This is a genomic window from Curtobacterium sp. SORGH_AS_0776, assembly GCF_031453355.1.
In the GTDB taxonomy this organism is placed as follows: Bacteria; Actinomycetota; Actinomycetes; order Actinomycetales; family Microbacteriaceae; genus Curtobacterium.
This window is the reverse complement of record NZ_JAVIYU010000001.1, coordinates 44393-62154: the sequence shown is the minus strand read 5'-3', so window position 1 is coordinate 62154 and position 17762 is coordinate 44393. Positions and strand designations below refer to the sequence as shown.

Below are 17762 nucleotides of genomic sequence, written 5' to 3'. Positions count from 1 at the left end.
TGTACGTTACGACGGTCCTGCCCGCCGCACAACCCCCGCGGTGTACAAGGACGCATGGGTCAGCTCATCTACGACGGAGAGCCGCTCGACCTCCGGATCGACGACCGAGCGCTCACACACCTGCAGATCGTCATCGTGAACATGCTCCGGCGGGAGCACCGGTTCGCGTTCTCGTGGAAGGACGACGCCGTCCACGGCAACGGGCGCAGCACCATCTGGATGCACCCGAACGTGAGCCTGCACTTCAAGTTCTCCGGCAGCCGGGTGCCCCGGATCAACCGCAGCTGGCTCGAGGACCTCTACGCCGCCGCCACCTCGGGCTCCGGTCTTGTGCTCACCCCGGAGCCGTCGGACACGAGCACGGCGGACGACTCGGCGTGGTCCCGCGCGGTGGTGCCGGGCGACGCGGACGACGACTCCGGTACCGACGACGCGGGGTAGCACACTGCCCGTGAACGGTCAACGGGTCGCGCACGTCCGTGCAGTCTGAGTACGGTGGGCGTACCGCGCGAGTGATCGACTCCGGCCCAGGGAGCCGGTGACGGTGGCTCCGCGGTCGGAGGGGGGAACCACGCGACGTGCGAGGAGTCCCGGATCAGGGGCCTCCCGGCCCACAGCGCCCCCTCGCCGTCGCCCCGGTCGTGGATTCGGGTTTCCGCACCGGGGCGACGGGCGTGGCACCGGCCGCGCGCGCCGCTCGCCGGCCGCGCGCGCCGCTCAGTACACGTCGCGGACGTAGCGCTTGCCGCGCCGCATGTCGGCGAGGTACGCCTGCGCGTCGTCCTCGCCCTTGCCCCGCTGGCTCGCGATGACGGCCAGGAGCGCCTGCTCGACGTCCTTCGCCATCCGTGAGGCGTCACCGCACACGTACAGGTGCCCGCCGTCCTCGAGCCACGAGTAGAGCTCCGGCGCCTGTTCGAGCATCCGGGTCTGCACGTAGACCTTCTCGGCCTGTTCGCGCGAGAACGCCAGGTCGAGGCGGTCCAGCACGCCCTGCTCCTGCAGCTCGGTGAGTTCGTCCTCGTAGACGAAGTCGGTGTCGCGGTGCTGGTCGCCGAAGAACAGCCAGTTCCGTCCCGTCGCCCCGGAGACCGCACGCTCGTGCAGGAACCCGCGGAACGGGGCGATGCCGGTCCCCGGGCCGACCATGATCATCGGCGCGGACGGGTCGGCGGGGACCCCGAACGACGCGTTCGGCTGCAGGTAGACGTCCACGGTGCCGTCGGGGGCGACCCGGTCGGCGAGGAACGTCGACGCGACGCCGGCGTACATGCGGTGCGGGTCCCCGTACCGGACGGACGCGATCGTCAGGTGGATGCGGTCCGGGTGCGCGAGCGGGCTCGACGAGATCGAGTACTGGCGCGCCTGCAGCGGCCGGAGGTTCGGCAGGAGTTCGTCGAGTCCGGGTGCCGCGGGTCCGGCGTCGCGGAGCAGGTCGAGTACGTCGCGACCCCACAGCCAGCGGTCGAGCTCGTGCTTGTCACCGTGCGAGACGACGGCGGCGAGCTCCGACGACGGTGCGCGCTGGACGAGGTCCGCGATGAGGTCCTTCGAGGGCGTCCGGATCTCGCGGTCGGTCCGCAGGACCTCGGTGACCGGGCGGCCGTCGAGCGTCTCGGAGCCGTTCGCGCCGACCTGCTCGAGCAGCTCGCCGACGAACACCTCGTCGTTGACCGGCACGACCGCGAGCGCGTCGCCCGCCGAGTACTCGATCCCGGAGTCGCCGAGGTCGAACTCGTAGTGCCGGATCTCCTTCGCGCTGCGCGGCGAGGAGAGCAGCCGGTTCTCGACCAGCGTCGACGGGTACGGGTTGCGCTTGTTCCACTGGGCACCGGGCCTGGAGGCACGGCTCGCGCTCGCCCCGCCGGCCGCGGTCGTCGTACCGGTCGCCGCCACCGCCGTGGTCGCGCCGGGCTGCACGCCCGCCTCCGCCGCCAGACGGTCGAGCACCGCGGCCGTCCAGAGCGCGGCCGGGTCCTCGTAGTCCACGTCGCAGTCGACGCGGTCGTGGATGCGGGTGGCGCCGAGCTGCTCGAACCGGGTGTCGAGGAGCTTGCCGGCCTGGCAGAACTCGTCGTAGCTCGTGTCGCCGAGCCCGAGGACGGCGTACTGCAGTCCCTCGAGCCGCGGCACGGTGGTCGCCTGGATCGCGTCCCAGAACAGTCCGGCGTTGTCGGGCATCTCGCCCTCGCCGTACGTCGAGGTGACCACGAGCACGTGCGACATCCCGGCGAGCTGCTCCGGCGTGACGGCGTCGAGCGCGGTGGCACGACCGCCGAGCCCGCGGGCCTTCGCGCCGGAGACCAGCTCGTCGGCGAGGAACTCCGCGTTGCCGGTCTGCGTGCCGAACAGCACGTCGATCGTCGTCGTCGGGGCGCCGCCGGAGGCCCGCTTGCCCGCGGCCGCGATGCCGGCGATGAACCCGGCGAGCCAGGACTCCTGGGCCTGCGAGAACGGTGCGTCGACCGGGATCAGCGATCCGGTCGGGGGGAGCAGGCTCACGCGGACACCGCCTCGGTCGGCGCCTGCGGTGCACGGCGGGCGATGTCCTCGAGCGCCGCGTTCGCGAGCAGCTCGTCGAAGCGGGCCTCGCGGACGCGGCCGTCGTTCTTGGCGTTCTGGTGCATGATCCACCCGGTGGTGCCCGGCGCGTCCATGCTGCGGTTGTTCCGCTGCGTGAGCGCGCGCTTGTAGTCGTCGAGGCGCTTGATCGCGATGAGGGTCGCGAGCTCGTCGTCCGCGAAGCGGTCCAGCGTGCCGCGCAGGTACTTCACGACGCGCTGCTTCACGAAGAAGTCCTCGGTGAGGATGAGGTTCTTGACCGCCTCGGTCACCCGGGGGTCGTTCGGGCCGGCCGCGCCGGGGACCCGCTCGAGCGCGAGGTCCTGGGCGACGCCGAGCACCGTGTACGAGGACAGGAGCGAGAACATGTCGTCGCCCTGGTCGCCGAGCGACGGGGCACGGCCACCGAGGACGGCGCGCTGGTCGCGGTAGTCGACCTTGAACGCGCGGAGCTTGTCCGTCGCGATCGAGGTCGCCAGCTCGTCGAGCAGTTCGTTCCGGCTCGCTGCGGCCAGGATCTCGCCGGCGTCCTGGGTGAGCAGGAGCGCCCGGGGCATGCCGACGAAGACGTGCTGGCGGGTGGTCTCCCACTCGGCCAGCAGACGCTCGGCCAGCGCCGAGCCCGTCGCCTCGAGGTGCCACTCGAGCAGCAGGCGCGCCGCCGCCTCGTGGAAGGCCCCGCGCTCGGTGTCGGTGACCGGGAACACGAGGAGCGAGTCGGTGCTCGCGCGTTCGGTGACCTCGCCGGAGGGGTCGTACTGGTACAGGAACCCGCCGGACATGCCGTTGCCGAGGCCCTTGCCGAAGGTGCCGAGGTTGAACACGGCACCGCCCGTCATGTACTCGCAGCCGAAGTCCCCGACGCCCTCGACCACGGCCGTCGCGCCGGAGTTGCGCACGGCGAACCGGTCGCCGGCCTCGCCCTCGACGAAGGTGCGGCCGCCGGTCGCCCCGAACAGCGCGAAGTTGCCGACGAGGACGTTGCCGCCCTGTCCGGCACTGCCGCCACCGGGGGCGCGGACGATGATCCGGCCACCGCTCTGGCTCTTGCCGACGCCGTCGTTCGCGGTGCCGGTGTGCTCGAGCACGATGCCGTCGTTGTTGAACACGCCGTACGACTGCCCGGCCGACCCGAGCGTGCGGATCGTGACCGCGCCGTCGACGAGCCGGCGGCGTCCGCGGTCGTCCGTGGTGATCGCCGGGTGCCCGGACAGGTCGGTGTCGCGCAGCTCGTGGTTGAGCAGGCGCTCCACGTCGATGCCGAGCTGGCCGCCGACGGACTTGTCGCTGTTGCCGAGCAGCACGCCGTGCACGAGCACGTGCGCCTGCTCGTGGTCGACGAGGGCCGTGCGGACCCGCTCGAGTAGCGCGTCGTCAGTGTGGAAGTCCTTCTCGAGGTACTCCGGGTCCTCGACGAGCTTCTCGGGGACCTGCGCGAGGAGCGCCCGGACGTCGAGGCGCCCGACGCTCGCCGGGTGGTCGAGGAGCTGCAGCAGGTCGGTGCGACCGCGGGCCTCGCGCAGGGAGCGCAGGCCGAGGCGTGCGAGGATCTGCCGCACGTCGTGGGCGATGTTGAGCAGGTACTGCGCGAGCGCGCGGGGGTCGCCCTCGAACGCCTCGGCGTTCGTGGTGAGACCAGCCGGGCACTTCACGTTGCAGTTCTTCGCCATCACGCAGCCGAGCATCATGAGCGCGGTCGTGCCGAACTCGAAGCTGTCGCCGCCGAGCAGCGCGCTCGTGACCACGTCGGAACCGGTCTGGTGCGCGCCCGAACAGCGGAGCGTGACCTTCTGGCGGAGGCCGTTCGCGACGAGCGCCTGGTGCACCTCGGCGACGCCGATCTCCGCCGAGCGGCCGGCGTACTTCAGGCTCGTGACGGCCGCGGCGCCGGTGCCACCGGTGTTGCCCGCGACGTTGATGACGTCCGCGCCGGCCTTGGCGACGCCGACCGCGATGGTGCCGATGCCCTCGGAGGACACGAGCTTCACGATCACCCGGACGCGGGCGGCCTTGCAGTCGTGGATGAGCTGCGCGAGGTCCTCGATCGAGTACGTGTCGTGGTGCGGCGGCGGCGAGATGAGCTCGACACCGGGGGTGCCACCACGGGCCGCGGCGATGTCCACCGTGACCTTCGGCGCGGGCAGCTGGCCGCCCTCGCCCGGCTTCGCGCCCTGGCCGATCTTGATCTCGAGCTCCTCGAGCATCGGGTCGGCGAGGTAGCCCGCCCAGATGCCGAAGCGTCCCGAGGCGAACTGCTTGATGCGCGAGCCGCGGATCGTGCCGTAGCGGGAGTGGTGCTCGCCGCCCTCACCGCTGTTCGACATGCCGCCGACCATGTTCGTGCCGTGCGCCACCGCCTCGTGCGCGGTCGCGACGAGCGCGCCGTGGCTCATCGCGCCGGACGCCAGGGTCCGGGTGATCTCGTGCGCCGGCTGGACCTCGTCGAGCGAGACGCTCGCCGGGGCGTGGTCGAGCAGTGCGAGCAGCTCGACGGCGGAGCCGGTGGCGCGGAGCGTCACCTGGGTCTCGTCGACGGAGTCGACGTCGACCTGGCCGGGGTGCAGCAGCGCGAGGCCGTCCGCGAGGGCCGCGTGGCGCAGTGCACCCGTGGTCCCCGTCGACGTGAGCTCGAGGCGGAAGCGAGCCGTGCCTCCTGGAAGGTCCCCGTCGTCGGCCGGACGCGAGCCGGAGAGCCCACGCACCGTGACGCTCGCGTTGCCGGTGGTCGAGAAGCGGCCGAGCTCGCGGGCGAAGTCCTCTGCCGTGTCGATGCCGGTGACGTCCGCGGGCAGTGCGAGGACGTCTCGGAGGGCGGCGGGACGGCGCGACCGCTCGTCGTGCGTCGTCTGCAGGAACGTGACGTAGCCCGGGGTGATCCGGTGCGCGTCGATCTCGGCGTCGCTGAGCCGGTCGTAGCCCGTGTTGCGGTAGGCGGTGTCGGTGATGCCGAACGCGTCGTCGAGCTGCCCGAGCGTGAGGAGCCGCAGTGCCTCGGAGTCGCCGGAGCGCTCGAAGGCCGGACGTTCCTCGGTCATGCCGCCGAAACCGCGCACGCTCGCGACGCCGAACGAGTGCCCGGCGCCGTCCGAGCGCTCCTTGAAGAGGCCGAGCATGGGCACCTGGCCCTCGGACTCGACCGTACGGGCGCGCTCGTGCCAGTCCGTCGCGGCCTGTGCGATGCGGGCGAACCCGACGCCGCCGACCGGGGCCTGCATGTGCGGGAAGACCCGGGCGAGCAGGTCGTCGCGGGTGTCGAGGTAGTTCGGCTCGAAGAACTCGCCGCCGATGTAGCTCTCGGCCGTGCAGAGTCCGACGCGGCCCATCGTCTTCGCGAGGGCCTTCTCGGCCGCCTTCCGGAAGCGCTTGAGGGCGAGGTCGGTCGCGGTCAGTTCGCCGGCCGGAGCGGGCGCTGCGGGGTACTTCTCCTCCGCACGGAGACGTGCGGAGAGGCTGTACACCGCCGCGGCACCGAAACCGAGCGCCGTCGCCACGTGGTGTGACGATGGCAGCTGACCGGACTCGGCGACGACGGAGATCCGCAGGCGCAGACCGGTCTCGATGAGCCGCTGGTTGACGGCGGCCACGGCGAGGATGACGGGGAGGGGCGCGTGCGTCGACGACACGTTGCGGTCGGTGAGCACGGCGATGCCGCCGGTGCGCTCGGCGAAGGCGGCGACGGCGTCGGCGAGGTGCTCGGTCGCGGTGCGGACCGCGTCGGCGTTCGCCTGCTCGTCGCCGAGCACCGGCACGTAGAGCATGTCGAAGCGCTCGAGCGGCACGATGTCCTGCTCGCGCAGGCGCACCATGTCGAGGTGCCCGAGGATCGGGGACTCCACGACGAGCTGCCGCGTCGCCGAACCCGTCCCGTCGGGCTTCGCGCCGAGGGCGACGCGCATCGACATGCCGTCGGCCTCGCGGATCGAGTCGAGTGGCGGGTTCGTCACCTGGGCGAAGCGCTGCGAGAAGTACTTCGCCATGCCGCCCTCGGTGTCGCTCAGGGCGTTGATGGCGTTGCCGTAGCCCATCGCCGAGATCCGCTCCGAGCCGTTCTGCAGCATCGGGTCGAGCATGAACCGGAAGCTCTCCTGGTTCAGCGAGTACGCCACGTAGCGGCCCGCGAGCGACAGGTCGCCCTCGTAGCCGAGCGTGGTCGTCGTGCGCTGGTACTCCGGCGCCGGGACGTCGTCCAGGTTGACGCGCGCGGCGTCGAGGAGCGTCCCGTACGGCTTCCGCGCGGCGAGCATCTCGAGCACCTCACGCGTGCGCATGAGCGTGCCGGTGCGGTGGTCGACGACGAGCATGCCGCCCGCCTCGATGCGGCCGCGGTGCACGACGTCCTCCGGCTCGAACTCGACCTGACCGGCCTCGGACGACACCATCAGGTACTCGGCGGTCTGCACCGAGCGCAGCGGGCGCAATCCCAGTCGGTCGAGCCGTGCGCCGACCACGTCGCCGTCGCTGAAGATCACGGCGGCCGGGCCGTCGTTCTTCTCCTCGTACAGCGAGAAGAACTCGAGCATGTCCCGCACCGCCGGGGTCAGGGTGCGGTCGTTCTCCCACGCCGGGGGCATGAGCGAGACCACGGCCTCGACGATCTCGAGGCCGTCGTCGAACACCCGGCTCTGCAGGGTCTGGTCGAGGCGGCTCGAGTCGGACTGGCCGGGCGGGCGGACGATGCTGCGAGTCCGTGCACGGGCGAGGGCCTCGTCGGACAGCCGGTTCTTCCGGTCGGTGTTCAGCTCGCCGTTGTGCGCCATCAGGCGGAACGGCTGCGCCATCGTCGGGTGCGGCTCGGTGTTCGTCGAGAACCGGGTGTGGAAGTAGAGCGTCCGGACCGAGTGGCGCGGGTCACGCAGGTCGGTGAAGTAGCCGATGACCTCGCCGGAGTTCAGCCGCCCCTTGAGGATCTGGGTCCGGGCGCTGAGCGACAGCGGGTACAGGGCGGCGTGCTCGGCACGGTCGGCGGCGGCCTGACCGTACGACACCGCCTCGATCGCGAGGAGGGCGCGGTTGGCGGCGGCGTCGACCTCGGCGCGGGTCCAGGCCTCGGGGGCGCGGAAGACCCACTGCACGATCGGCAGCTGGTACTGCTCGGCCTCGGGACGGGCGACGGAGTGGTCCACCGGGACGTCACGGACGAGCAGGAGCTCGAAGCCCTGCTGCTCGATGGCCTCCGTGACGGTCTGCTGCGCACGGGCGCGCTCGGCGTCCGCAGCCGGGCCTGCGCCGCTCGGCACGAAGCAGTTCGCGACGCCGAAGTGGCCCGCGCGGAGCTCCTCGCCGGTGATCGCGCTGAAGAACTCCACCGACAGGTCGATGCTCACGCCCGCGCCGTCAGCGACACCCTCGGCGGACTTGCCGCCGCGGTGGGGGATGGCGCACAGCGCTTCGTCGCCCTTGCGGATGACGTCGTGGCTCGGCGTCCCGTCGAGTCGGGTGATGAAACCGACGCCGCAGTCGCTCGATTCGCGGGCAGGGTCGTAGAGACCGAAGGAGGAGGGGTTCACGTGTGCAGGTCCAGTGGGGCGTTGCCGGCAGCGGACGGCCAGGCTGCATCAGTGGAGCGCTCGCCGCGGGCAGACCGATGGTGGCAGTCGGGCCCTGTGGGGTTGTGGTGCGGTGAGGCGATGCTACGGCGCGGTATACCGCCCGCGCAACACCGTGGGGCCGGGGTGCGCGGCGCGGGCGCGGTGGGGGTGTGCGGCGCGGTTCGCTTCCGCACAACGAAAGTCACTCCGCGCCGCGGCTCCCCGTGGCGCGGAGTGACTTCCGTTGTGCGAACGCCCGGCCCGGCCGCCGGCCGGGCCGCCGGCCGCCGGCGTCAGGCGGCGTGGCGCTCGTCGACCGCGATCGGCTCGGTCGCCGCCGTGCTCGCGTCCGCCGCCGGGGTCGTGCCCGGGCGGATGAGCTCCGGACGACGCCGGGACCGGAACACCCACGCCTTGAACAGGACGAAGCGGACCAGCGTCGCCACGAGGTTCGCGGCCGTGAGCACCACGATCTCCGCACCGTGCGACGATCCCGGTGCCGCCGAGTGCAGGATCACCAGCGACCCGGACGTGATCGCCCACGCGATCCCGAACACCACCAGCCCCTGCACGTGGTGCCGCCCCGCGCCGGCACGTCCCCGAACCCCGAACGTGAAGCGTCGGTTGAGCGCCGTGTTGCCGATCGCGGTGACCAGGAGCGCCAGGAAGTCCGCCGTCTGGGCACCGATCGCCGGGCGGAACAGGGCGTAGAGCACGGCGAACGCGATCGTCGACAGCACGCCGATCGTCCCGAAGCGCAGCACCTGCCCGACGATCCCGACGTGCGGCGGCGTGAACGGACGGCGGCCGATGGCGTCGTACACGGCGCCGATCGGCACCCGTCCGGTCGCGAGCCCGCGGGAGACCCGCCACATCCCCTTGAGGTCCTCGGTCGCGGTCGAGGCGATGTGCACCGACGAGTTCACGTCGTCCACCCAGTCGACCGGGACCTCGTGGATCCGCAGTCCGGCGTGCTCGGCCAGCACGAGCAGCTCGGTGTCGAAGAACCACGCGTCGTCCTCGCACAGTGGCAGGACGTGTTCCGCGGCCTGCCGGGTGATCGCCTTGAAGCCGCACTGCGCGTCCGAGAAGGACACCCCCATCGTGGTGCGGAGCAGCAGGTTGTACGAGCGGGAGATGAACTCGCGCTTCCCGCCACGCACCACACGTGACGAACCTGCCAACCGGGTGCCGATCGCCACGTCCGAGTGCCCGGACAGCAGCGGGGCGACGAGGGGCTCGAGCGCGGCGAGGTCGGTGGAGAGGTCCTCGTCGACGTACACCAGCACGGTGGCCGGCGACGCTGCCCAGACGGCCTTGAGCGCACGGCCCCGGCCCTTCTCCGGCAGGTGCACCGCCTGCACGTCGGGCAGCATCGCGGCGAGGTCGTCGGCGATCCGCGCGGTGTCGTCGGTCGAGGCGTTGTCCGCGATCGTGATGCGCCAGGTGTTCCGGAGCGACGTCCGGCAGAAGGTGTGCAAGCGGCGGACGTGGGCGGCGAGCGTGTCCTGCTCGTTGAAGCAGGGGACGACGATGTCGATGTCGAGGGTGTGGTTCGTCTCCGTCATGGTGCTCATGCTCGGGACCGGGCATACGGGGACCGCAGCAGCCCGCTGTGCCGCGGCTAAGAACGCTGGAGGGTGTTCGGCGACCATTCACGTCCGACGGCGAACCGATCGCGACGTGCATCGGTACCGTCAGGAGCGCGACACCCGTCGGTCAGGGCGACGGGTGCTGACGAGGAGGCGCCGTGGCCGCACAGGACGACCCGCACCGGACCGCAGCGTTGCTGCCGGGGGAACGGTTGGGCCTGGCGCTCGACGAACGGTGCGAGGAGTTCCAGGAGCTCCTGCTCGCTCCGCCGCTCCACGGCATCCGGCCGGCCGGACACGACTGGCTCCGACAGCGCTACGAGCAGATCGTCCCGCTCGTGCTCCCCGCCGCGCTCCGGGCGGTCGAGCACGGGGAGCCCGTCGATGCCGGGTGCCTCGCGCGGCTGCGGGCGGTGGCGGCGGCGAGCGCCGAGGACCCGCGGGTGGACGTCTCCGTCGTGCTCCGGGGAGCGCTGCCCGCGATCCGCGTGTTCGCCGTCGTCATGCACTCGGTGGTGCGCGACGGCGGGGTGACCGTCGACCACGCCGGCCGAACGATGCTCGCGATGAGTCGTGCGTCGCTCGTGGCGCACGAGCTCGGCTCCTGCTGGGCGGAGGCCTGGGCACACGAACGGCGTCGGGCGTCCGCACCCGTGGCCTCGGCGGCGGAGGAGACCTCGCTCGCCCCGGAGATCACGACCGGTGAGATCGACCTCGTCGCGCAGGTCCCGGGGCTCGACGAGACCGAGGAGACCATGCTCGCCCTCGCCGCGCGAGGTCTGTCGAACGACGAGATCGCACGCGAGACGTCCTACAGCAGGCAGGCCGTGGCGTGGCACCTCGGTCGGCTGATGCGCTCGTGGAGGGCACCGAACCGCACGGCGATGGTGTCCGTCGCCTTCATGAAGGGCTGGATCCGGTCCCGCTGCGAGGTGCGTGGCGTCGCTCGTACGGTTCGCGGGTCCCGGGAACTCGGCGCCGCCGCGCACGACGACGCCCCCTGAGACCGAGGTCCCAGGGGGCGTCGAACGGGAGGGGGGATCAGCCGCCGTTCACGCTGATGACGTTGTCGATGCGCTCGATGTTGCCGAACGCACCCCAGTTCAGCCAGCCGCCGTCACCGTTGTTGGTGATGCGGCCGGGACCCTTGAACCAGTAGATGACGTAGTTTCCGCCCTTGATGTCGATGGACTGGGCGTCCGCGACGTCGCCCTCGACCGAGATGTCCTGGTTCTTGTTCACGACCGCGACGGTGAGGCGGTCCGGGTTGCCGGCGTTCCAGTAGCCGACGTCGAGTGCCGCCTGGACGGCACCGCCGCGGTCGCTCTGGTCGTTCACCGCGTCGCGGATCGCGTTGACGATCGCGACCGGGTCGAGGTTGACGTTGACGTTCCCGCTGCCGTCGACGCTGCTCGACTGCGAGGCTGTCGGGGCGGGGGTGGCCGCCTGGGCCGGAGCGGCGACGAGCGCTCCGGCGAGGACGGCGCCGCCGAGGGCGGTGCCGGCGAGGGTCTTCACGGTCTTGGACTTGAAGGACTTCATGGTCTTCGATCCCATCTCTGCAGTGGTGACCCGTTCGGGTCGTCTTGCTCGGACGTGGACCAGCCTGCGACGGTCGCCGCTCGATCGCACGCGATCGGGCGGGACGTTGGACGATCGTCTGACGATCGGGACACCCTCGGCGCGGACGAGGCAAGCTCCCGCCGAGTGCCGAGCTCGGCGTCCTGGCGTCCCGACGCCTCAGCGCGCGAACAGCACCTGCACGACCGCGATGACCGCGAGCACCGCGATGGGGACGCCCGCGATCCAGACCCCGGCGCGCACCTGCGTCCGCCGGATCGTGGCCGGCGCGTGCGAGGTCCGGGCGAACTCGGTCGCCGCGACGAGCTCCGGGGCCGCGGCCGGCGGCGCGGGCTCGGGCTGGGGCCGGTCGTCCTCGAACGCGGGCACCTCGACCACGAGGTCGTCGGCGCGCGGCCGCTCCGGCAGTCGTGCGAAGTCGTTCGGCATGCGGGCCCCCGTCCGTTCCCGTCCAGCGTGCCAGACGGCGCGGACGGCCTCAGCGCTGGCCGCGCACCCACCGGCGGCCGAGCTGCTGGCCGCGAGCCCACCGGCGGCCGAGCTGCGGGTCAGCCCTGGACGGTGAGCGCTCCCGACTGCAGGACGACCCGCCCGTCCTTCGGCAGCCACACCTGGAGTCCGCCGACTTCGTCGACCGAGAACCGCGACCGCTCCGAGTCGAACAGCTGCGTCACGGCCCCGGACGGCGGGAAGCGTCGGTCGTTCCCGACCACGATCGCGACGTACGGTCCCTGGTCGGCCCGGGTGGTGCCGCGCTCGGCGACGTACGGCACGAAGAGCCCCGGGGTCGCCGACACGAACAGGATCTTGCCGTCGGGCACGTGTTGTTCCTCGAGGTAGTCCCCGAGCAGCGCGATGCCCGTCGGGTGCTGGCGTGCGATGTCCTGGCTGAGCCGGACGGACGGCACGACGAGTGAGACGACCAGCACGAGCGACAGCGCCGTCGCGACCGGGGCCGCCGGCAGCACCGGCACACGCGGCAGTCGCGCCAGGCCGATCGCGGCCAGGACGAGCAGGAACGGCATCCACGCCGAGTAGTACGTGGGCAGCGCGATCTTCGCGACGACCACGTAGAAGCCCACGAGCAGCGCCAGGGCGATGCCGACGTACGCGACGAGCCGGTCGGCCCGGATCGCCAGCGCCGCGACGACCCCGACCGCGAGGACGACGAGCAGCAGCACCCCCGTGCCGGCCTCCATGAAGTGCAGGTTCGCCCACCACGGCGCGAACCGGTAGACGGTGCCGCCGATGGTGATCGGGTGGCCGGTGGTGTTCTGCCCCTCCTGGAACTCGATCATGTACCGGATCGCGGACCGGATCCCCATCGGCACGTACGACACGACGAACACCAGCCCGAACGCGGCCGCCCACATCGCGCCGCCGACGAGCAGTCGACGCCAGGCCCGGAACAGCACCGGCAGCAGCAGGAACACCGGCAGCAGCACCACGGTGGAGACCTTCGACGTCACCGACAGGGCCATCAGCGCACCGGACACGGGCGCGAGCCACCACCGGTCGCCGCGCATCCACACCCACGCCGTGGCCACTGCGAGCACCGCGAACGCGGTCATCACCGGGTCGAGCAGTGCCAGACGGTCGACGCGCGGACCCGCACCGCCGCGCGGCGTCAGCCACCAGAGGGCGGCGGCGAGCAGGGCGCCCCAGTACCCGATCTCGCGCCGCAGCCACCAGTACAGCGCGACGCCGACGCCGAAGGTCAGCAGGGCGACGAGCACGCGCGGACCGATCGGCCCCTGGCCGGCGACGAGCTGGGCGAGACCGAACAGGTACTTCGCGGTCGGGGGATGCTCGCGGTTGAACGAGAAGTCGCCGTGCACGTACTGCCACCCGGCGCGGAGGTAGATGTCCTCGTCGCCGGTGATGTTGGGCCCGCCGATGTTCCAGAAGCACTGGTAGAGGGCCCAGAGGAGGACCACGGCCGCCACTCCTGCCCGGATGCGGAGGTCACCGGCGAGTGCGGACAGTCGTGAGGGCACCGTCCGAACCTAGTTGCTCGGCCGCTCCCGAGCGAACCGGCCCGGTCAGCCGACGTCCGGTGTCCGACCCGGCAGATCGACCGTGAACGCCGTCCGTCCCGGCTCCGAGGCGACCCGGACGAGCCCGTCGTGCGCGGTCACGACGGCCCGGACGATCGCCAGCCCGAGGCCGCTCGTGCCGTGCTCGCGGGACCGGGACGCCTCGCCGCGGGTGAACCGGTCGAACAGCGTCGGGAGCACCTCGGCGGGGATGACTGGTCCGTCGTTCGCGACCACGAGACGCACGACGTCGCCGGTCCGCTGCAGGGAGACCACCACGGACGTGCCCTCCGGCGTGTGCGTCCGCGCGTTCGCCAACAGGTTCGTCACGACCCGCCGCAGCTGCGTCGCGTCCCCGGACACCACGAGCGGGTGGTCGTCCAGCACCTGCAGCGTCCACCGGTGCCCGGGTGCGGTCGCGCGCGCGTCCATCGTCGCCTCGACGACGATCGACGTCAGGTCGACCGGCTCGCGCGCCGGTGCCGGGCCGGACGCCAGGGCGACGGCGTCGAGCCGCGCGAGCAGGAGCAGCTCCTCCACGAGGTCGCCCATCCGCACCGCCTCGCGCCCGATCCGGTCGACGTTGCGGCGGACCGCGTCCGGGTCGTCCGACGACGTCGAGAGCTCGGCGTACGCCCGCACGGTCGCGATCGGGGTCCGCAGCTCGTGCGACGCGTCGGCGACGAACGTCCGCATGCCCGTCTCGGCCTCGCGTCGGACCGTGAGCGCCCGGGCGACGTGTCCGAGGAGGCGGTTGAGCGCGGTGCCGACCTGCTCGACCTCGCGGTTCGCCGCGAGGTCCCCGGCCGAGACCCGCACCGGGATGTCCGTGTCCCCGCGCTCCAGGTCGAGCTCGGTGACGTCGGATGCCACGGCCGCCACCCGTTCGAGCGGGCGGAGCGATCGCCGGACGAGCAGGGTCAGCGCCCAGGCCGCGACGAGCAGCCCGACGACCGTCACCACACCGATGACGAGCAGGAGGCGGCCGATGGCGGCGTCGAGGTCGCCGAGCGGCAGCGCGGTCACGAAGACGTCGCCGTCGTCGCCGACGGCCTGCGCCCGGTAGGTGCCGAGCTTCCCCAGGTCGACCGTCACGGGGTCGCCGTCGCTGGCGATGCGCGACAGGGTCGCCTCCTGCGCCGACGACAGCCCGTGCTGCCGGCCGCTGCTGTCCGTGTACCCGCCGAGGACGGTCGCGCCGTCGCGCAGGATCGCGACGACGGTGCCGGCGGACTGTCCGGGAGCGCCGATGAACGCGTTGTCCGGGTCCGAGCCGGAGCCGGTACCGGTCGACGGGGGCGGTGGCCGTTCGCCGTCCGGTCCGCCGACGGTCCGCTCGGCCGCGGTCGCGAGTTCCGCGTCGAGCCGGTCGACCAGGTACCCGCGGAACGCGACGACCGTCACCGCTCCGACGACGACGTTGGTCGCGACGAGCAGGAGCGCCACGGCCGCCACGATCCGCCACCGCAGCGACGGCACGCGCCGCCGACGGTCGGTGCCGTTCCGGGCCCGGGAGGCGCGGCTCGCCGTCCGCGGTCGGCTCACGTCGTCGGCCGGAGCACGTACCCGGCTCCGCGGACGGTCTGCAGCATCGGCTCGCGTCCGGCGTCGAGCTTCTTGCGCAGGTACGAGACGTACATGTCCACGAGGTTGGACGACGTGCCGAAGTCCATCCCCCAGACGTTCGCCAGGAGTTGCTCCCGGGAGAGCACGCGGTTGGCGTTCCGCGCGAGGTGCCGCAGCAGCTCGTACTCGGTCGGGGTGAGGTCGATCGGTTCACCGGCGCGCGTGACCGTCCTGGCGTCCTCGTCGAGCCGGAGGTCGCCGACGCTCGTCGCGGCCGGACTCCCGACGGCCGCGACCCGGGGCGACGTCCGGGCCAGGATCCGCGCCCGGGCGAGCAGCTCGTCGATGCCGAAGGGCTTGGTCAGGTAGTCGTCGCCGCCGCCCGTGAGTCCGGCGAGCCGGTCCTCGGGGGCGTCCCGCGCCGTGAGGAACAGCACCCGCACGTCGTCCCGGGCGTCCCGGAGGCGTTCGAGCACCTCGAACCCGTCGATGTCCGGCAGCATCACGTCGAGGACGACCACGTCGGGTCGGAAGTCCCGGGCGGCGAACAGCACGTCACGCCCGCGGTGCACGGCCCGCACCTCCCACCCGTCGCCCGCGAACGCGAGGGCGACGGCGTCCGCGAGGGCGTGCTCGTCGTCGACGACGAGGGCGCGGACGGGCGAGCCGTCGGTGCGCTGCAGCGGTTGCCCGGTCACGCCCGCGAGCCTATCCACCGCGCCCTGGTCGTCGATCACTTCGTGCTGCTGAGGTCGTAGACGGTCTGGCCGCCGACGGTCGTGGACTCGTAGTTCGCCGCGACCCACTCCTGGATGGCCGACGCCGTGGACGATCCGCCGCCCATGCCGCCGCCGCCCGAGCCGGAGGACACGTAGTACCCGATGTCCCCGTCGGCGACGTACGCCTGGAACTCGGCGAGCGTCGGTGCCGGGTCGCTCGACCAGCCGCCGATCGCCATGACGGCGGTGTCGGTGTCGAGTTCGAGCTGCGCGGCCGACTGCGAGCCGTTGACAGCCGCTGCCCACTTCGCGTCGGACGCCTCGAGGAGCTTCTGCAACGCCGACGAGGTCGTCGAGCCGCCACCGCCCACGCCGCTCGGGGCGCCGTCGGTCGATCCCTCGGTGGTCCCGGAGGCGCCACCGGGCGCCGTCCCGTCGGCACCCTCCGGCGCCTCGCCGTTCATGCCCTCCGGCGGGGTCCCGCCGGGACCCTGCTGGGAGCCGCCGTCGGCGGTGGAGCCGCCCGTCTCGGAGTCGGAGGTCGATCCGCCCGGACCACCCGCGCCTCCTGGCATGCCACCCGTGCCACCGCCGCCCATCCCACCGGAGCTGCTGCCCGCCGGACCGACGCTCGGGATCGAGCCGGAGTGCGCGACGGTCGTCGTGGCGAGGGCGTAGGCCGTGGTGCCGCTGAGCCCGAACAGGGTGCCCGCGAGGACACCGATCGTGACGAGCCTGCGGAGCGACGGCACGCTGCCCATCACGACGAGCGCTGCCGAGAGCAGGCCGCCGGCCAGCATCACCCAGCGGAGCCAGGGCAGCCACGTCGGGTTCTCGTTGAGCAGGCACCAGCCCCAGAAGGCCGTGACGCCGATCATGGCGGCGAGGCCGATGCGGCCGGTGAAGCGCTCGCGGGCGTGCCAGAGCAGCGCTCCGCCGGTGCCGACGAGTCCGGCGATCGCCGGGGCCAGCGCGACCGTGTAGTACGGGTGGATCGTGCCGGACATGTACGAGAAGACGAGTCCGGTGACGAGCAGCCAGCCACCCCAGAGCACGAGTCCGGCGCGGGCCGGGTCGGCCAGGTGACGGCGGCCGACGACGACCAGGCCGATGACCAGCGCGATGAGCGCGGCGGGGAGGAGCCACGAGATCTCGAGGCCCATCTCGGACGAGAACAGCCGGTTCAGACCCGTTGACCCGCCGAACGAACCGCCCGCGGTGCCGCCGGTCATGCCGCCGCCTCCGCCGCCGTTGCCCGAGCCGCCGAAGATCCGACCGAGGCCGTTGTAGCCGAACACGAGGTCGAGCACGGTGTTGTTCGTCGAGCCGCCGATGTAGGGGCGGGACTCGGCGGGCCACAGCCACACGGCGACCACCCACCAGCCGGCTGCGACGACGAGGGACCCGGCGGCGACGAGCAGGCCGACGACGCGCCTGCCCCAGGTGGTGCGAGCGGCGAACAGGTACACGAGGCCGAACGCCGGCAGGACGAGCAGCCCCTGCAGCATCTTCGTCAGGAAGGCGAACCCGAGGGCGACCCCGGCGAGGGCGATCCACTTCCAGCTGCCCCTCGGGAGCGCCCGCACGGTGCAGTACGCGCCCGCGGTCATGAGGAGGACGAGCAGCGCGTCCGGGTTGTCGAACCGGAACATCAGCGCGGCGGCCGGGGTCGCCGCGACGACGAAGCCCGCGAGCAGCGCGCCGACGTTCGCCGTGGTGGCCCCGAGCCGGGCGAGTGTGCGGCGGACCGTGCCCCACACGAGCGCGACGGAGCCGACGGCCATGAGGGCCTGGGGGAGCAGGAGGCTGAAGCTCGAGAAGCCGAACAGCCGGGCGGACAGCACCATCACCCACAGCGAGGCCGGGGGCTTGTCCACCGTGATGAAGTTCGACGAGTCGAGGGAGCCGAAGAAGAACGCCTCCCACGACTTCGTGCCGGCCTGCACGGCGGCGGCGTAGAAGCTGTTCGCGTACCCGGAGACGCTGAGGTCCCAGAGGTACACCACGGCGGTCACGGCGAGGAGCGCCCAGAACGCGGGCCGGAGCCAGCGGGCGTCCTCGCGCTCGCCGAGGAACAGGCGGGCGACGGGCTTGCGGCGCCGATCCCGCGCGTCGGTGCGCGCGGTCTCGCGTCGATCGGTCACGGGTATCGGGTACGTGGTCATGGCAGTGAGGATT

General features: G+C 72.4%; 11 protein-coding genes. 2 read left to right on the top strand and 9 right to left on the bottom strand.

Annotation, left to right across the window (positions count from 1 at the left end; genetic code table 11):
* Window positions 1-54: 54 nt before the first annotated feature.
* Complete coding sequence (locus QE359_RS00260; protein WP_070418059.1) at window positions 55-441, top strand: ATP-dependent DNA ligase; 387 nt, start codon at window positions 55-57, stop codon at window positions 439-441.
* Between the two features lie 276 nt (window positions 442-717).
* On the opposite strand, the gene QE359_RS00255 is transcribed toward QE359_RS00260, so the two are convergent.
* The 3 genes from QE359_RS00255 to QE359_RS00245 form a co-directional block, all read right to left on the bottom strand.
* Entirely contained in the window at window positions 718-2502 is a 1785-nt protein-coding gene (locus tag QE359_RS00255; RefSeq protein ID WP_309776726.1) for a sulfite reductase subunit alpha, read from the bottom strand.
* Window positions 2499-8069, bottom strand: coding sequence for a glutamate synthase-related protein (locus tag QE359_RS00250; protein ID WP_309776725.1), 5571 nt, complete (start codon window positions 8067-8069; stop codon window positions 2499-2501). Before QE359_RS00250 ends, QE359_RS00255 begins: the two co-directional genes overlap by 4 nt.
* Window positions 8070-8383: 314 nt before the next feature.
* Window positions 8384-9667: a glycosyltransferase gene (locus QE359_RS00245; RefSeq protein WP_396127710.1), complete on the bottom strand. Its 1284-nt coding sequence runs from the start codon at window positions 9665-9667 to the stop codon at window positions 8384-8386.
* Between the two features lie 173 nt (window positions 9668-9840).
* On the opposite strand from QE359_RS00245, the gene QE359_RS00240 reads away from it, so the two are divergent.
* Complete coding sequence (locus QE359_RS00240) at window positions 9841-10686, top strand: helix-turn-helix transcriptional regulator (protein ID WP_309776723.1); 846 nt, start codon at window positions 9841-9843, stop codon at window positions 10684-10686.
* Between the two features lie 37 nt (window positions 10687-10723).
* Here the strand turns inward: QE359_RS00240 and QE359_RS00235 are convergent, their stop codons facing one another.
* The 6 genes from QE359_RS00235 to QE359_RS00210 form a co-directional block, all read right to left on the bottom strand.
* Window positions 10724-11239, bottom strand: coding sequence for a hypothetical protein (locus tag QE359_RS00235; RefSeq protein ID WP_309776722.1), 516 nt, complete (start codon window positions 11237-11239; stop codon window positions 10724-10726).
* A 183-nt stretch (window positions 11240-11422) separates the two neighbouring features.
* Entirely contained in the window at window positions 11423-11692 is a 270-nt protein-coding gene (locus QE359_RS00230; protein WP_309776721.1) for a hypothetical protein, read from the bottom strand.
* A 119-nt stretch (window positions 11693-11811) separates the two neighbouring features.
* Window positions 11812-13260, bottom strand: coding sequence for a glycosyltransferase family 39 protein (locus QE359_RS00225; RefSeq protein ID WP_309776720.1), 1449 nt, complete (start codon window positions 13258-13260; stop codon window positions 11812-11814).
* Between the two features lie 45 nt (window positions 13261-13305).
* Window positions 13306-14844, bottom strand: a complete 1539-nt coding sequence (locus QE359_RS00220; RefSeq protein WP_309776719.1) for a HAMP domain-containing sensor histidine kinase — start codon at window positions 14842-14844, stop codon at window positions 13306-13308.
* Window positions 14841-15563 carry a response regulator transcription factor gene (locus QE359_RS00215; protein WP_309776717.1) on the bottom strand — a complete coding sequence of 241 codons (723 nt, stop codon included), beginning with the start codon at window positions 15561-15563 and terminating at the stop codon, window positions 14841-14843. Before QE359_RS00215 ends, QE359_RS00220 begins: the two co-directional genes overlap by 4 nt.
* A 35-nt stretch (window positions 15564-15598) precedes the next feature.
* Window positions 15599-17749: a glycosyltransferase family 39 protein gene (locus tag QE359_RS00210; RefSeq protein ID WP_309776716.1), complete on the bottom strand. Its 2151-nt coding sequence runs from the start codon at window positions 17747-17749 to the stop codon at window positions 15599-15601.
* Window positions 17750-17762 lie beyond the last annotated feature (13 nt).